Source organism: Nocardia sp. NBC_01730 (genome assembly GCF_035920445.1).
In the GTDB taxonomy this organism is placed as follows: Bacteria; Actinomycetota; Actinomycetes; order Mycobacteriales; family Mycobacteriaceae; genus Nocardia.
Genome location: NZ_CP109162.1, coordinates 4,825,541 through 4,839,947, shown reverse-complemented (window position 1 = coordinate 4,839,947; position 14,407 = coordinate 4,825,541). Strand labels below are relative to the sequence as shown.

Annotated in this window: 15 protein-coding genes and 2 pseudogenes; 7 read left to right on the top strand and 10 right to left on the bottom strand. The window is 67.6% G+C overall.

Annotated elements, in window-relative coordinates; genetic code table 11:
* Nucleotides 1-2 precede the first annotated feature (2 nt).
* Nucleotides 3-275: a hypothetical protein gene (locus OHB12_RS19670; protein ID WP_327110057.1), complete on the bottom strand. Its 273-nt coding sequence runs from the start codon at nt 273-275 to the stop codon at nt 3-5.
* 86 nt (nt 276-361) lie between these two features.
* On the opposite strand from OHB12_RS19670, the pseudogene OHB12_RS19665 reads away from it, so the two are divergent.
* The 4 genes and pseudogenes from OHB12_RS19665 (at nt 362) to OHB12_RS19650 (ending at nt 4,076) form a co-directional block, all read left to right on the top strand.
* A pseudogene (locus OHB12_RS19665) lies at nt 362-729 on the top strand (DUF488 domain-containing protein).
* Nucleotides 730-996: 267 nt separating this feature from the next.
* On the top strand, nt 997-2,382 hold the full coding sequence (locus OHB12_RS19660) for a PhoH family protein (RefSeq protein ID WP_327110056.1): 1,386 nt from the start codon (nt 997-999) through the stop codon (nt 2,380-2,382).
* A 179-nt stretch (nt 2,383-2,561) separates the two neighbouring features.
* Nucleotides 2,562-3,119 (top strand): LGFP repeat-containing protein, encoded by a 558-nt coding sequence (locus OHB12_RS19655; RefSeq protein WP_327110055.1) that lies wholly within the window; start codon nt 2,562-2,564, stop codon nt 3,117-3,119.
* Nucleotides 3,120-3,218: 99 nt separating this feature from the next.
* Nucleotides 3,219-4,076, top strand: a complete 858-nt coding sequence (locus OHB12_RS19650; RefSeq protein WP_327110054.1) for an acyl-ACP desaturase — start codon at nt 3,219-3,221, stop codon at nt 4,074-4,076.
* A gap of 281 nt (nt 4,077-4,357) precedes the next feature.
* Here OHB12_RS19650 and OHB12_RS19645 read toward each other — a convergent pair whose 3' ends face one another.
* Nucleotides 4,358-5,761: a class II fumarate hydratase gene (locus tag OHB12_RS19645; protein ID WP_327110053.1), complete on the bottom strand. Its 1,404-nt coding sequence runs from the start codon at nt 5,759-5,761 to the stop codon at nt 4,358-4,360.
* A 524-nt stretch (nt 5,762-6,285) separates the two neighbouring features.
* Entirely contained in the window at nt 6,286-7,329 is a 1,044-nt protein-coding gene (gene glpX, locus OHB12_RS19640) for a class II fructose-bisphosphatase (protein ID WP_327110052.1), read from the bottom strand.
* A 127-nt stretch (nt 7,330-7,456) separates the two neighbouring features.
* Here glpX and OHB12_RS19635 point away from each other — a divergent pair, with 127 nt between their 5' ends.
* Entirely contained in the window at nt 7,457-8,023 is a 567-nt protein-coding gene (locus OHB12_RS19635) for a DUF4245 domain-containing protein (protein WP_327110051.1), read from the top strand.
* On the opposite strand, the gene OHB12_RS19630 is transcribed toward OHB12_RS19635, so the two are convergent.
* Nucleotides 8,024-8,413 (bottom strand): PIN domain-containing protein, encoded by a 390-nt coding sequence (locus OHB12_RS19630; RefSeq protein WP_327110050.1) that lies wholly within the window; start codon nt 8,411-8,413, stop codon nt 8,024-8,026. It lies immediately after the preceding gene.
* A 137-nt stretch (nt 8,414-8,550) separates the two neighbouring features.
* Here OHB12_RS19630 and OHB12_RS19625 point away from each other — a divergent pair, with 137 nt between their 5' ends.
* The gene (locus OHB12_RS19625; RefSeq protein WP_327110049.1) at nt 8,551-9,048 is read left to right on the top strand and encodes a GNAT family N-acetyltransferase; all 498 of its coding nucleotides are present in this window, start codon (nt 8,551-8,553) and stop codon (nt 9,046-9,048) included.
* A gap of 22 nt (nt 9,049-9,070) precedes the next feature.
* On the opposite strand, the gene OHB12_RS19620 is transcribed toward OHB12_RS19625, so the two are convergent.
* The 4 genes from OHB12_RS19620 to OHB12_RS19605 form a co-directional block, all read right to left on the bottom strand.
* Nucleotides 9,071-9,415, bottom strand: a complete 345-nt coding sequence (locus tag OHB12_RS19620) for a VOC family protein (protein ID WP_327110048.1) — start codon at nt 9,413-9,415, stop codon at nt 9,071-9,073.
* Entirely contained in the window at nt 9,412-9,618 is a 207-nt protein-coding gene (locus OHB12_RS19615) for an exodeoxyribonuclease VII small subunit (RefSeq protein WP_327121269.1), read from the bottom strand. The genes OHB12_RS19620 and OHB12_RS19615 overlap by 4 nt, the downstream gene beginning before the upstream one ends.
* Before the next feature lie 71 nt (nt 9,619-9,689).
* Entirely contained in the window at nt 9,690-10,979 is a 1,290-nt protein-coding gene (xseA, locus tag OHB12_RS19610; protein WP_327121267.1) for an exodeoxyribonuclease VII large subunit, read from the bottom strand.
* A gap of 14 nt (nt 10,980-10,993) precedes the next feature.
* Nucleotides 10,994-11,725, bottom strand: a complete 732-nt coding sequence (locus tag OHB12_RS19605) for a lipid droplet-associated protein (protein WP_327110047.1) — start codon at nt 11,723-11,725, stop codon at nt 10,994-10,996.
* A gap of 266 nt (nt 11,726-11,991) precedes the next feature.
* Between OHB12_RS19605 and OHB12_RS19600 the strand changes: the two genes are divergently transcribed.
* The gene (locus OHB12_RS19600) at nt 11,992-13,002 is read left to right on the top strand and encodes a 4-hydroxy-3-methylbut-2-enyl diphosphate reductase (RefSeq protein ID WP_327110046.1); all 1,011 of its coding nucleotides are present in this window, start codon (nt 11,992-11,994) and stop codon (nt 13,000-13,002) included.
* Between the two features lie 135 nt (nt 13,003-13,137).
* Here OHB12_RS19600 and OHB12_RS19595 read toward each other — a convergent pair whose 3' ends face one another.
* Entirely contained in the window at nt 13,138-13,995 is an 858-nt protein-coding gene (locus OHB12_RS19595; protein ID WP_327110045.1) for a DUF6542 domain-containing protein, read from the bottom strand.
* 93 nt (nt 13,996-14,088) lie between these two features.
* Nucleotides 14,089-14,357: pseudogene (gene rmuC, locus OHB12_RS19590) on the bottom strand (DNA recombination protein RmuC); the annotation flags it as partial.
* Nucleotides 14,358-14,407 lie beyond the last annotated feature (50 nt).

Genomic DNA, 14,407 nt, shown 5'->3' with positions numbered 1-14,407 from the left:
CCTCAGGAGTGCTGGGTCAGGTACTCCAGGTAGAACGGCCGCAGTACCTCGGCGATCGCACCGTCGCCCGCGTGGATGTAGTCGTCGATCATCGGCAGGACGTACTTGATGTCCGCCTCGCTCTCGCCGAGGTTGCCCGCGGCGGCCTCCGCGGCGGGGATCGAGGTGAGCAGCCGCCACAGGAACTTCACATCCCCGTGGCGCACGGCCACCTTCACCGCGCGGTCGTGCAACTCCTTCGACGACAGCTTCTCCAGCTCCTCGTTACCCGCCATACCAGCGACTCTAACCTCCTTGCCTCGCGGCAGCGACTGTGTGGCGTAACCCACCAGCCCGGCAATGCTGTGCTGCGATTACCGCCATGACACTCGAACCACCGCCCGGTTTTCGGGTGAAACGCGTCTACGAAACCCCGGACCCGGATGACGGCATCCGGGTGCTGATCGATCGGCTCTGGCCACGGGGATCACCAAAGAACAAGCGCGCGTCGACCGCTGGCCCAAGGCACTCACCCCGTCGAACAACCTGCGGCGGTGGTTTCATGCCGACCGCGACGCGCGTGGCGTCGAGTTCGTGCGCCGCTACCGCGCTGAACTCGCGGCTTCGGAGGTTCAGCAAGATTTGCGGGAACTGTGTGCGCTGGCCGCGGAAGGTCCGGTCACCTTGCTCACGGCCGTACAAGATCCGGTGCACAGCCATGTTCCTGTGCTGCTCGACCAGCTGCGCTGAGTCCTCGCAAAGCCCTGGTTTACGACAAGTTCACGGACACGTGTATCTGTCCCCGAGCGCGGAAGCGGGGTTCGCAGGTAGCGTCGTGTATGCGGGCCGCGGCGGTGTGGCTCGTACGGGAGGTCCTGACCGTGACTGAGCTACTCAGTACGAGGGGGCCGGCACCCGGCCCTCGTGGCGCCTGACGGCAACGTCGGGGTCCATCAGGACGGACCGGTCCAGCGAGATCGTTCGTGCGAGTGCCGCACGAACACATAGGAGCCCACCGTGACTGCTACACGCTCCGTTTCCGCTCCCTCGGCGCAATCCCGCTCCGCGAAAGGCGGAGCCGCCGCGAAGGGGGCCCGCCCCTCGCAATTACCCGGCGATACCTTTGTCATCGACACCTCCGTTCTGCTGTCGGATCCCTGGGCGTTCACCAGGTTCGGCGAACACGACGTGGTGCTACCGCTGGTGGTCATCAGCGAACTCGAAGGCAAACGGCACCACCACGAATTGGGCTGGTTCGCGCGGGAGGCCCTGCGCAACCTGGACGATTTGCGCCTGCAGTACGGCAGGCTGGATCAGCAGGTGCCGATCGGCACCGAGGGCGGAACGTTGCAGGTGGAACTGAACCACACCGATCCCGCGGTCCTTCCGGTCGGGTTCCGCACCGACACCAACGACTCCAGAATCCTGGCCTGTGCGCTCAACCTCGCGGCCGAGGGCCGCGATGTGGTGCTGGTGTCCAAGGACATTCCGCTTCGGGTCAAGGCCAGTGCGGTGGGTTTGCACGCCGACGAGTACCACGCGCAGGACGTCGTCACCTCCGGTTGGTCCGGCATGGTGGAGTTGGACGTCAGCTCCGCGCAGGTCGATCAGCTCTACTCCGAGTCGGTGATCGACCTCGATACCGCGCGAGAACTGCCCTGCCACACCGGCATCCGGTTGCTCGGCACCAGCTCCAGTGCCTTGGGCCGGGTCACCTCGGACAAACGCGTGCAGCTGGTGCGCGAGCGCGAGGCGTTCGGGCTGCACGGTCGCTCCGCCGAGCAGCGCATAGCTCTGGATCTGCTGCTGGACGAGAGCGTCGGCATCGTGTCGCTCGGCGGCCGGGCGGGCACGGGCAAGTCCGCGCTCGCGCTTACCGCGGGCCTGGAGGCGGTGCTGGAACGGCGGACGCAGCGCAAGGTGGTGGTCTTCCGTCCGCTGTATGCCGTCGGTGGCCAGGAGCTGGGTTACCTACCCGGCACCGAGAGCGAGAAGATGGGCCCCTGGGCGCAGGCGGTCTTCGACACGCTCGACGGGTTGGCCAGCCGCGAGGTGATGGAGGAGGTGCTCAGCCGCGACATGCTGGAAGTGTTGCCGCTGACCCACATTCGTGGACGGTCGCTACACGATTCCTTCGTGATCGTGGACGAGGCCCAGTCGCTGGAGCGCAATGTGCTACTCACGGTGCTCAGCCGCCTCGGTACCGGGTCGCGGGTGGTGCTCACCCACGACGTGGCTCAGCGCGACAACCTGCGCGTCGGCAGGCACGACGGTGTGGCGGCGGTGGTCGAGAAGCTGAAGGGCCACCCGCTGTTCGCCCATGTCACGCTGACCCGCAGCGAGCGCTCGCCGATCGCGGCGTTGGTTACCGAGATGCTGGAGGAGTACGGTCCCAACGCCTGAACGGGCGGCAGGCACTGCGGTGTGTTTCACCTCATATCCGGCGGGTAATATCCGCCGCGATAGCTGTTCGGTATGACCCGGTGAGTTGCTAGCCGGGTCATTGCCGAACATCGGCCTGGGTCGCGCGGAGCGCCACGGAGTCCGTGGCACTCCGCGCGACCGATTTCGAGAGGATGGAAATGCACCACTTCGCTCGACGAACGGCTGGTTTCACCGCATTGATCGCCGCGGCGGGTTTCGTCGTCGCCAGCTGTAGCGACGACACAGACAAGGAGAGCGGCGCCGCCTCGATCACCCCAATCGCTTCGAGCCCGATGACCACCTCGGTCGCCGCGACCCACACCGGCGAGGCCATTCCGCAGGGCGCCGCGGAGGAGACGAAGCTTCCGACCCAAGGTGGCGAGTCGGTCACCGTCTCCGGCGACATCTACGAGAAGTACATGGCGAGCGGCGGCCCCACCGGCCCGCTCGGCCCGCCGTTGGAAGGCAAAACGGACGGGCCCGACGACGGCGAGTTCCAGGACTTCGTCGGCGGCACGATCTACGAGCCGAAGGAGGGCGAACCGCATATCGTGTGGGGTGAGATCCGCGCAGCATGGGAAGCCGACGGCGGCGCCAACGGCAAGCTCGGTTACCCGATCAGCGACGAGAAGAACATCCCGGGCGGCAAGCAGAGCGATTTCAGTGGCGGAACCATCACCTGGGTAGACGGTAATATCACCGTCACACCGAAGTGATTCGGTTTCCGGTCTCCGCCGCCGCCCGGCGGTCCCGGAACGCCTGTCCGGTCCATTCCCAGATCCCCGCTTCGCGGGCCCAGCCGCTAGGTTGTCTTGGTGCAAACTCTCTTGACCGATCGCGAACTGCTCGAATCCCTCGCGGTGGACGTAGAACTGAATCTGCGCAAACACATCGATCTCGCCGACGGGTGGCAGCCACACGATTTCGTGCCGTGGGACGACGGGCGCAACTTCGCCTTTCTCGGCGGCGTCGATTGGGAGCCGGAACAATCCGAGCTCAGCGATGTCACGAAGTTGGCGTTGACCGTCTCCGTGCTGATCGCCGACAACCTGCCCTCGTTTCACCGGGAGGTCGGCAAGTACCTGCGGACCGGCGCCTGGTGGCGCTGGGTCGGTCGCTGGACGGCTGAGGAGAACCGGCACGAGATCATGATCCGCAACTACCTCATGGTCACCAGGTCGGTCGACCCGGTCCAACTGGAGCGGCGGCGGATGGACCACATGACCAAGGGCTTCCGCCGCCCGGCGATGCACCTGCTCGAGGTGCTGGCCACCTGTGCGTTCGAGGAGGCGGCCAGCGCGATCCGGCATCGTAATATCGCGTCGCTCGGCGAGAACCCGATGGTCACCGCCATCGCCGAGCGCATCGCGCTGGACGACGAACTGCAGTCGGTCTTCTTCGCGGACCTGGTCGCGGCCGGTCTCGACCTGGCGCCGGACCAGACCGTGCGCGCCATCGCCGACCGGGTCGCGGATTTCCACGTCCCCACGGTGACGCTGGCGGACGGCCGCACAAGCGACGAGGTCCTCGCCGAGGCGGGTATCTACGACCCAGCCAAGGAAGGCGAACTCGTCTTCGCTCCGCTGTTGAAGCGCTGGAATGTATTCAGCCGCACCGACTTCGGCCCCGAAGGGGAAAAGGCGCGCGACGAACTCGCGCACCTGCGCGGCTGATCGGATCACGAGCGTTTCGACAGTGCCTTTCCGTAGCTGAATCCCGGCGAAGCCTTCCTGTAGCGGAGGGTTCGCCGGGATTCGGTCGGAGCAGATCGAGCGTTCGGTGTTCCGGCACCCCAAGCCTGTGGTCGGCGACAACAGTGGTCACGGCTGTAACACCTTCGGATAGCAAACGGATCAACTGAGCATCCGCATCATGCGGAGGCCGCAAGGGCCGAATGCCACGTTGGAGCAGACGAGGGTGTCCAACGTGGCGTTTGTGCCGGTGCTGTGCGCGGTTACTCTCCGTCTTTGACCTTCGCCATGGAGAGCACGTCGAGGCGACGGTCGAGTTCCTCCTCCGTCAGCTTCTCATCGAGCAGGCCGCGATCGATGACGGTCTGGCGGATGGTTTTCTTCTGCTTCAGTGCTTCCTTGGCGACCGCGGCCGCCTCCTCATAGCCGATCGCCGAATTCAGTGGCGTGACGATCGAGGGCGAGGACTCGGCAAGGGTGCGCAGGTGCTCGACGTTGGCGACCAAGTCGCGCACGCACTTGTCCGCGAACAGTCGAGAGACGTTGGCCAGCAGTCGAATCGACTCCAGCAGATTGCGCGCCATCACGGGGATGTAGACGTTCAGCTCGAAGGCGCCGTTCGCGCCGCCGAAGGCGACCGCCGCGTCATTGCCGATCACCTGTGCGGCGACTTGGGTAACCGCCTCGGGCAGAACGGGATTCACCTTGCCGGGCATGATCGAGCTGCCCGGCTGCAGGTCGGGCAGCTGAAGTTCGGCCAGTCCGGTCAGCGGTCCCGAGCCCATCCAGCGGATGTCGTTGGCGATCTTGGTGAGGCTCACCGCGATCGTGCGCAGCGCGCCGGACGCCTCGACCAGACCGTCCCGCGCGGCCTGCGCCTCGAAGTGGTCCTCGGCCTCGCGCAGCGCGTCGATGTCGGTGGCGCGCACCAGTTCCGCGACGACCTTCGCGCCGAAGCCCTCTGGTGCGTTCAAGCCGGTGCCGACCGCGGTACCGCCGATCGGCAGCTCGCCCAGCCGCGGCAGCGTCGCCATGATGCGGTCGATACTCGCCGCGACCTGCCGGGTGTAGCCGCCGAACTCCTGACCGAGAGTCACCGGCACCGCGTCCATCAGGTGGGTGCGTCCGGACTTCACCACGGTCCGCCACTCGGTGGCCTTGTCGAGCAGCGCGAGCCGCAGATGTTCGAGCGCGGGGACCAGCTCGGTGATGACTCCTTCGGTGGCGGCGAGATGTGTTGCGGTGGGGAAGGTGTCGTTGGACGACTGCGACATGTTGACGTCGTCGTTCGGGTGCACGGTGACGCCGTTCGCCTTGGCGAGCGAGGCGATCACCTCGTTGGCGTTCATATTCGAGCTGGTGCCCGAACCGGTTTGGAAGACATCGATCGGGAACTGGTCGTCGTGCTTGCCCCCCGCGATCTCGTTCGCCGCGGCGATGATGGCGTCGGCCTTCACCGGATCGAGCAGACCCAGGTCGCGGTTCACCGTGGCGCACGCGGCCTTCAGCAGGCCGAGCGCGCGGATCTGCGCGCGCTCCAGGCCGTGTCCGCTGATCGGGAAGTTCTCAACGGCCCGCTGGGTCTGCGCCCGCCACAAAGCGTTCACCGGAACTCGAACTTCGCCCATGGTGTCGTGCTCGATGCGGTACTGCGTCTCCTCGGCCATATGCTCAGTCTATTTGCTGTGTTTTTTTGCCAGCGCCCTGCGGCGCTGGGTGTTCGCGGCTGTGTTTTCGGCCGCGCGGGCGCGGCGTGTTCGCGGCCCCTTGATGGCTCGCGTCCGAGCGACCGCCGCTGGCGACTTCGTCGCGGACGCGGCGGCCGCTCGGACGCGAGCCGGGCCGCGAACGGGCAATGGACGGTCTCGCTTCGCTCGGAACCGGGAGTGCGGCCGGTTTTGTTGCGTCAGGGTGGGCATACGATTGGGTTGCGTCCGGAAAGCCGCTCACGGACGATTGCTGCCGCCACAGCTACGAAGATTTAGCGAACCCTGAGGTGCCGCGAGTGCGGCCCTGCGTGACCACTTGGCCCGACTCCCGCTTCCGAGCGAAGCGAGACCGAGCATTGCCCGTTCCCGGCCCGGCTCGCGTTTGCGCGGCCGCCGCGTCGCGACGAAGTCGCCAGCGGCGGTCGCGCAAACGCGAGCCAATAGGGGGCCGGGAACACGCCGCGCCGCAGGCGCGGCCAATGTCACGGCAGCGGCGGTACTGCGTCCTCGTCACCGATGAAGTCGACCGACGAGTACTCGTGCAGTTTGGTCAGCCGGTGGTAGGCGTCGATCATGCGAACCGTGCCGGACTTGGAGCGCATGACGATCGACTGGGTCGACGCGCCGCCTCCGTAGTAGCGCACGCCGCGCAGCAGATCGCCGTCGGTGACGCCGGTGGCGCAGAAGAAGACATTGTCGCCGGAGACCAGGTCTTCGGTGCTGAGCACGCGGTCGAGGTCGTGGCCTGCATCGACGGCCTTCTGTCGTTCCTCATCGTCTTTCGGGGCGAGCATGCCCTGCAGTTCGCCGCCCATGCAGCGCATCGCGGCGGCGGCGATGATGCCCTCGGGCGTGCCGCCGATGCCGACCAGGATGTCGGTGCCGGAGTCCGGGCGGGCCGCGGCGATCGCGCCCGCGACGTCGCCGTCGGAGATCAGGCGGATGCGGGCGCCCGCGTCACGCACCTGCTGGATCAGTTCGGCGTGCCGGGGACGGTCCAGGATGCAGACGGTCAGGTCGGATTTCAAGGAGTTCTTGGCCTTGGCGACTCGCCTGATGTTCTCGCGGATCGGGACCGAGATATCGACCACGTGGGCGGCGTCCGGGCCGACGGCGATCTTGTGCATGTAGAACACCGCCGAAGGGTCGAACATCGCACCGCGCTCGGCGACCGCGAGCACGGCGATCGCGCCGGGCGAGCCCTTGGACATCAGCGTGGTGCCGTCGATCGGGTCCACCGCGAAGTCCACTTCGGGGCCGGTGCCGTCGCCGACGGCCTCGCCGTTGTAGAGCATGGGCGCTTCGTCCTTCTCGCCCTCGCCGATGACGACGACGCCGCGCATGGACACCGAGCTGACCAGCTGCCGCATGGCATCGACGGCGGCGCCGTCGCCTCCCTCCTTGTCGCCGCGTCCGACCCAGCGGCCCGCGGCCATCGCTCCGGCTTCGGTCACACGGACCAGTTCGAGCGCGAGGTTGCGGTCGGGCGCCTCGCGGCGGCTCGGTTTCGGGGAAGATGCCGTCATTGCGAGGTGCCTCCTGTGCGTCGGTACGTACCGGTCAATTGTCTCATTCGATGTGGCACGGTCGTGCACCTGTTCCAGGGATCGGGGTGCGCGGGGGAGCGCCGCCCCGCAAGTGGATACTGGGAGCGTGTCGTACCAAAAGCCACGCATTCTGAACGACTATCGGGATCTGTTCTGGTCGCTGATTCCGTTGGTGTTGATCGCCGTGGTTTTCGCGGGTCTTGCCAGTCAATGCAGTTTCGCCGCCAACGGTCCGACACAGGGGCAGATTCCGCATTTCGATGTGCAGGCCGCTCTCACCGCAGACGCGCGCACGCTGCCGTTCCCGATCCGCAACCCGGACCTGCCCGCCGACTGGACGCCGAACTCCGGTAGCCGCGAATCCATCGGCAGTACCGGCGGCGGACCGGTCAGCACCGTCGGCTATATCACACCGCAGGGCACCTATATGAGGTTCAGCCAGAGTAACGCGACCGAGGAGGCGCTGGGGAGGTTTGTGCTCGGGTCCCGATACGCGAGCGGCACCGAGCAGATCGGCGAGCAGAAGTGGATCGTGTACGCCGAGCAGGGCTCGGAGACCGCGTGGATCGCGGATCTCGGTCAGTCCAGGGTGCTGATCACCGGCGCGGGCAACCACGCGGCGTTCGCGACGCTCGCCAAGGCGATCGCCGGCGTCCCACCGCTGACGCGCTGATCAACTGGGCGCGACCCAGGTCAATCCAGCGGCCTCCGCCGCATCGCCGAACCGTTTGTCGTAAGTCACGACGGCGGTCAGATCATCGGCCAGTTCCAACGCGGTGGTCAGATGCAGGGCATCGAGACTTCGCACCGCGGCCGGAGAAATCGCCGCAGCGTTCGCGTGCATGATCCCGTCCATCTCCAACCTGTCGACCCGCCCCAGGACGGACGGCACGTGAACCAGATCAGCTGGTTCGACGACGCAGATCGCGCGTACCAACTCGACCTCGACCAGAGCCGACGAAACCCAGAGCACGTCGGCCCGGTCGTCGAGCCACCTGGTGAGCGCTGACCGCGCTTGTCTTCTCGCGCTCCCGCCGTTACCGTTGCCGCGGGTGCGAGACACGTGCCGAACTGAGTCGGAGGTCGATGAATATGGCTGTCCTCAGCCGTTCTTCGCATGCCTTCCTCCGGTTCGTGCACCTCTGATTCCACAGACGCTTCGACGCGGACCGGGTCTTTTTCGATGACCAGGAGTGTCACGTGTCTTTTTCTCTTTCCGCCGATTTGACCACCGAGCGCTTGGTGCTGCGGTCGTGGACCGCAGACGAGGCGGCCGCCGTGGTAGGCGACCGACGCGGCGCAGCGTGGGCCGCCGACTTCCCTGCCGAGGGCGACCGGGTCATCGCGGGCCTGCTCGCCGAGCACCCGGATTGGCTCGGTCCATTCGGGCATCGACTGATCCTCGAGCGCGCGAGTGGACTCGTCGTCGGGTCGATCGGGCTGTTCTGGCCTGCGGTCGACGGGGAACTGGAGATCGGGTACGGCGTCGTCGCATCGCGGCGGGGTCGTGGTTACGCCGCCGAGGCGACCAGGGCGCTTGCGGCCCATGCGCTGACCGCGCCCGAGGTTCACACGGTTTGCGCCGAGGTGGAGTTGTCCAACCCGCCCTCGGTCCGTGTACTGGAGAAAGCGGGGTTCGTGCGGCTCGGCGTGCATGACGGCATCGCACGCTACAGCGCTGCGGCGACACCCCGATAGTGGTGACCTGGCGGCGCCATCGTCAGCGGTGGCTCACCACGTTGACGATGGCTCCGCTGGGGTCGCGGACGAAGAAGCGGCGTACGCCCCATGGCTCGTCGCGTAGGGGGTAGACGATGTCGGCGCCCGCGGCGGTCATCGCCTGGTGCACGGCGTCGACGTCGTCGACCTCCACGCTCATGGTCGGCTGGAGCTGCTCCGCGTCCGGACCCACCAGTAGGACCTGGGCAGTCGGGTTGGACGGCGACACCATCGTCACGACCCAGCCCAGGTCCATCGCTTCGTGGAAGCCCAGCAGACGGTAGAAGTCGCGGCTGGCTTCCATATCGGTGGTGTGGATGTCGGGGGTGGCGCGGCGGATGCTCATTGCCGCTCCTCCAGATCGGTGCGGTGCAGCGCTTCCTCCACACGCTTGCGCGCACCGGCCAGGTGTTCTTCGCAGCGGTTGGCCAGCGCCTCGCCGCGTTCCCACAGAGCGAGGGACTCGTCCAGGTCGAGGCCGCCCTGTTCGAGGATCTTCACGACGTTGACCAGTTCGTCGCGGGCGCGTTCGTAGCCGAAGCCCGCGATCTCGGCCTGCTCGGCGGCCGGGTCGGCTCCTTTTCCATTCCCACCCGTGGACTTGCCGGGCTCGGCCAAGGTCAGTTCCTCCCTGTCTCGGTGTGCTCGGCGCCAAGGGCCTGGGTGCCGAGCGCGGCGGCCGTGACGGCGCCGTCGGCGACCCTGATGCGCAATTGGCTGCCCGCGGGCGCGTCCTCGATCGTGCGCACCACATGCCGGTCCTGACCGGTGACGCGCTGTACGACAGCGTAGCCACGGGACAGCGTCGCGGCCGGGCCCACGGCGGTGAGTTTCTCGCGCAGATGCCTGGCCGCCGTGGATTCGGTGCGGATGAGTTGCTCGGCGCAGCGGCGCGCCGCCGTCCGCAGGCGCTCGGCCTCCTGGTGGCGGAGGTCGAGTTCGCGCAGCGGGTCGGCCAGTACCGGCCGGGACCGCAGTTGGGCCAGCGCCTTTGTCTCGCGGTCGACCCACCCGCGCAGCGCGGCGGCGGTGCGAGCGCGCAGCTCACGGACGCCGGCCAGCTCGGCGGCGGCGTCGGGGACGACGCGCTTGGCGGCATCGGTCGGAGTGGCCGCGCGGAGATCGGCCACGAAGTCGCTGAGCGGGTTGTCGGGTTCATGGCCGATCGCGCTCACGATCGGGGTGGTCGCGGACACGATGGCGCGGCACAGTGCCTCGTCGGAGAACGGCAGCAGGTCCTCGACGCTGCCGCCGCCGCGCGCGAGCACGATCACGTCGACGGCCGGATCGCGATCGAGCTCGGCTAGTGCGGCGAGCATCTGCGGTACCGCGGTCGGACCCTGCACCGCGGTATTGCGAATCTCGAAACGCACTGCGGGCCAACGATTTCGGGCGACGGTCAGGACATCGCGCTCTGCGGCGCTCGCACGGCCGGTGATCAGGCCGACCGTCGTGGGCAGGAACGGAATCGGGCGCTTGAGCCGGGGATCGAACAGGCCCTCGGCGGCCAGCAGCGCCTTGAGCCGCTCGACGCGGGCCAGCAGCTCGCCGATGCCGACGGGCCGAATCTCGATGACGCGCAACGAGATCGTGCCGCGACCGGTGAAGAAGGAGAGCTTGCCGTAGACCACCACCCTGCTGCCCTCCTGCAGCGGGACGGCGGAATTGCGGATGAGATCCGGATCGCAGGTTACCGACAGGGACATGTCGGCGGACGGGTCGCGCAGCACCAAGAACGCGGTGCGCGTGCCGGGGCGCACATTGATCTGGGTGATCTGCCCCTCGACCCAGATGCTGCCGAGCCGGTCGATCCATTGGGCGACCTTGATAGCCACCGAACGCACCGGCCACGGTTGCTCGGCGGAATTGGCCCGCGCCCCTGCCCCAGCGGGAGAGCCGTCCTGTTTTATGTGGTTCGGTTCGGTCACTGGGACCGCACGGTGGCGATCCGATTCGTCAGCATGGTCACGAATGGTGCCCTGGCGCTGGTGCGCTGCTCGTACTCCAGCAACGCGGTGAGGTCCTCGAGCGTCAGCATGCGCAGGCGGGCGCGCAACTGGGCCAGGGTCATAGTGGCGTAGTCGTAGCGGATGGCGACATCCGGCTCGGCGATCTCGGCCGCGACAGGCTCTGGGCCCGACTCGGCGGCTTCCGGCACAACGGTCTCCGGTTCCCGGGTTTCCGGCTCAGTGATCCCCGGCTCAGTGATCCCCGGCTCAGTGCTGTCCGGCTCAGTGCTGTCCGGCTCGGAGATCGACGCCGAGGAGGCGTGGCCGTTGGTCTCGGTGGCGCGGGCGGCGGTTTCCGCGGGGAACGGTTCGGGCGCGCCGAGCGGGGACGGTGTGGGCTCGTCGGCGGTGTACAAGTCGAAACGGCTGTTGCGAGTGGACCCTGGGTTCGGGTCATCGGTCAGGTCCTCGTCGAAAGTGGCCCACTCCGGCTGCTCCACCGGGCTGTTGGACAACCGGTCGAAAACCGCGTCGCCCTTCAGCGCCAGGCTGGTCACGAACTGCTGGACGTGCATCGTCGTCTGCAGCATCTGACTGATTGCCGTGATGGGGAAATTCATTGCCGCCGTGGGTAGCCTGCGGGATTCCTCGAGGGCGTATACGGCGGCACCGGCGGCGACCCGGGCCAGAAACGGTGGTCGGAACATGGTCCTAGCCTGCCCGAAATGGTGTGTTATGCAAAGGAGGGGCGCGCGCGGTTCGCATATTCGTCTATCCGGGCGCGCGACGGATCGGTCGACACCGCGAGGGGGCGGCACGAGTCGCCATCGGGTCCCGCGCCGCCGGACTCGCTCGCGACCGCCTTCTGCCCCAGTTCGCAGCCCTTGACCGGTCGATACCGCGCGACGAGCGGTGATTGTGACGGACAACTCCCGGACGTGGCGGGGAGGGGGGCCGCACGTATCCTGTGGGCATGTCCTCGGCCATTTCCTTGAACGTCGGAATCGCCCGCTCGGCAGGCGCCCGAAACGCCGATGCCGACGGCGGTAAGCGAGTGCTGCTCGCCGAACCACGCGGGTACTGCGCCGGCGTCGATCGTGCGGTCGAAACCGTCGAGAAGACGCTGGAGAAGCACGGCGCGCCGATCTATGTGCGCAAGGAGATCGTGCACAACCGGCACGTGGTGGAAACGCTGCGCGAGCGCGGCGTCGTCTTCGTCGACGAGACCGACGAGGTGCCCGAGGGCGCGGTGGTCGTGTTCTCCGCGCACGGTGTCTCGCCCGCAGTGCACGAATCGGCCGCCGCGCGCAATCTGCACACCATCGACGCGACCTGCCCGCTGGTGACGAAGGTGCACCAGGAGGCGAAGCGGTTCGCCCGCGACGACTACGACATCCTGCTGATCGGCCACGAGGGCCACGAGGAGGTCGAGGGCACCGCCGGTGAGGCACCCGAGCACGTACAGCTGGTCGATGGCCCCGACGCGGTCGACCGGGTCAGCGTGCGCGACGAGTCGAAAGTGATCTGGCTCTCGCAGACCACGCTGAGCGTGGACGAGACGATGGAGACGGTGCAGCGGCTGCGGAACCGGTTCCCCGGCCTGCAGGACCCGCCGAGCGACGACATCTGCTACGCCACACAGAACCGTCAGGTCGCGGTGAAGGCGATGGCGCCGGAATGCGATCTCGTGATCGTGGTCGGCTCCCGCAACTCGTCGAACTCGGTGCGGCTGGTCGAAGTCGCGCTCGGTGCCGGCGCCAAGGCGGCCCACCTGGTGGACTTCGCCCGCGAGGTCGACGAGGCTTGGCTCGACGGCGTGCGCACGATCGGCATCACCTCGGGCGCGTCGGTCCCGGAAATCCTGGTCCGCGGCGTCCTGGACATGCTGGCCGAGCACGGCTACGGCGATGTCCAGCCGGTCACCACCGCGAACGAGACCCTCGTCTTCGCACTGCCCCGAGAATTGCGCAGCACGCGCCACTGAGCGGATCGTGTCCGCCGACGCTGCGGAAGGATCCGATGACGAGCTTCGCGAGCGTCTGGGGCAAGCTGGCTGAGTGTCCTGCCCCAGACGCGACGGCGAGGCATCCGCCGCTATAGGTTCTCCGGGCATCCGCCGCTATAGGTTCTCCGGCCTGCGTCGCTCGGTGCGGCTCGAATCGCGTTCGCGGTAGCGCACATTGGGCTGGGGATGCGGCGGCACATCGCGGCGGCGGGCGGCGGCTCGCGGCGGCTCGCCCTCAGCGCGGGGCATGTCCGCCGTCGGGCGGGAGACGCCGCGGGCGGGGGCGCGGCCCTCGCGCGGACGGGCCGGTGCGACCCGGGGCGGGGCGTCGGCGACCTGCGTCGCGGGGCGGCGGGCCGGACGGGGGGTTTCCTCGTCCAAGTCGGGCGCATCGACATCATCGTTCGGGCGGCGCGTTCTGCGGCGTGCCGAATCCCCGAGCGAGCCGGAGGGGCGGCCGGACCGTGGCCGCTTGGCGGCCGGCCTGCCCCGGCTCTCGCCACGACGCGACGCCGGTGACCGGCCCTCCGCCTCCTCTCGGCGGTGCATCATGATCCGGCCGCCGCCGATCAGCAGAACGATGACGGTGGCCAGCACCATGGTCGGGAACCGGTTCACCAGCGGTATCGCCAAGTTCAGCAGGATGTCCTTCAGAGAGGTCGAGCCGCGCCCGGAGAGTTGCTGGTAGGCCATCGGCACCGCGATGAACAGCAGCAGCGGCGGCAACACCATCGTGCTGAACAACCCGCGGTAGCGCACGGCAGCGACGGCCGCCACACACCCGACGATGTACAGCGCAGTGAACGAGCCGGTCAACTCGCCGCCGTCGCCGCCAGCATCGATCAGAAATCCCACAAACGTGCAGGCAACCGCGATCAGGACCGCCGCGCCGACCGGGAGACCCGGCACCGACGGCAGGATCGAACGTTGCGGCGCGGGCACCGGGGATCGCACACGTTGGGAAGCAGCCACGATATGCACACTAACCGCCGCCGCGATCGGCGGCGTGACGGCAGGGCCGTTGCCCGGCTACTCGCCGGCGTCGGCGAAGCCCACCGGACGTGGTCAGGAATCCACCCGTGGGATCGCGGACACCTCCTGTTCCGCTATTTCCAGGTCGTGGAGTTTGCGTGCGGTGACCATTACCCGCGACTCCACGGAAGAAACGGTGTAGTTGAAAGCACAGCCTTGCCCAGCTGCGCGCCGAGCCGGTCCAGGTGCCTTCCGGTGATGGCGAGTCGTTGGTAGAGCTCGCGACCGCGGTGCTGCACCACCTTCATGTCCCTGGACAACACCTCCTGCCGCCAGCCGAACACGACCGTGCGCAGCAACGCGCAACTGTTCCTGAAGCGGGTTGTCGAACTCGCTGACCTGGATACCCGTA

What these genes read in the sequence shown, in the direction of transcription:
- OHB12_RS19670 (WP_327110057.1), bottom strand. Translation starts at nt 275, where the DNA reads ATGGCGGGTAACGAGGAGCTGGAGAAGCTGTCGTCGAAGGAGTTGCAC.
- OHB12_RS19655 (WP_327110055.1), top strand. Translation starts at nt 2,562, where the DNA reads ATGCACCACTTCGCTCGACGAACGGCTGGTTTCACCGCATTGATCGCC.
- OHB12_RS19645 (WP_327110053.1), bottom strand. Translation starts at nt 5,761, where the DNA reads ATGGCCGAGGAGACGCAGTACCGCATCGAGCACGACACCATGGGCGAA.
- glpX (WP_327110052.1), bottom strand. Translation starts at nt 7,329, where the DNA reads ATGACGGCATCTTCCCCGAAACCGAGCCGCCGCGAGGCGCCCGACCGC.
- OHB12_RS19620 (WP_327110048.1), bottom strand. Translation starts at nt 9,415, where the DNA reads ATGAGCATCCGCCGCGCCACCCCCGACATCCACACCACCGATATGGAA.
- OHB12_RS19605 (WP_327110047.1), bottom strand. Translation starts at nt 11,725, where the DNA reads ATGTTCCGACCACCGTTTCTGGCCCGGGTCGCCGCCGGTGCCGCCGTA.
- OHB12_RS19600 (WP_327110046.1), top strand. Translation starts at nt 11,992, where the DNA reads ATGTCCTCGGCCATTTCCTTGAACGTCGGAATCGCCCGCTCGGCAGGC.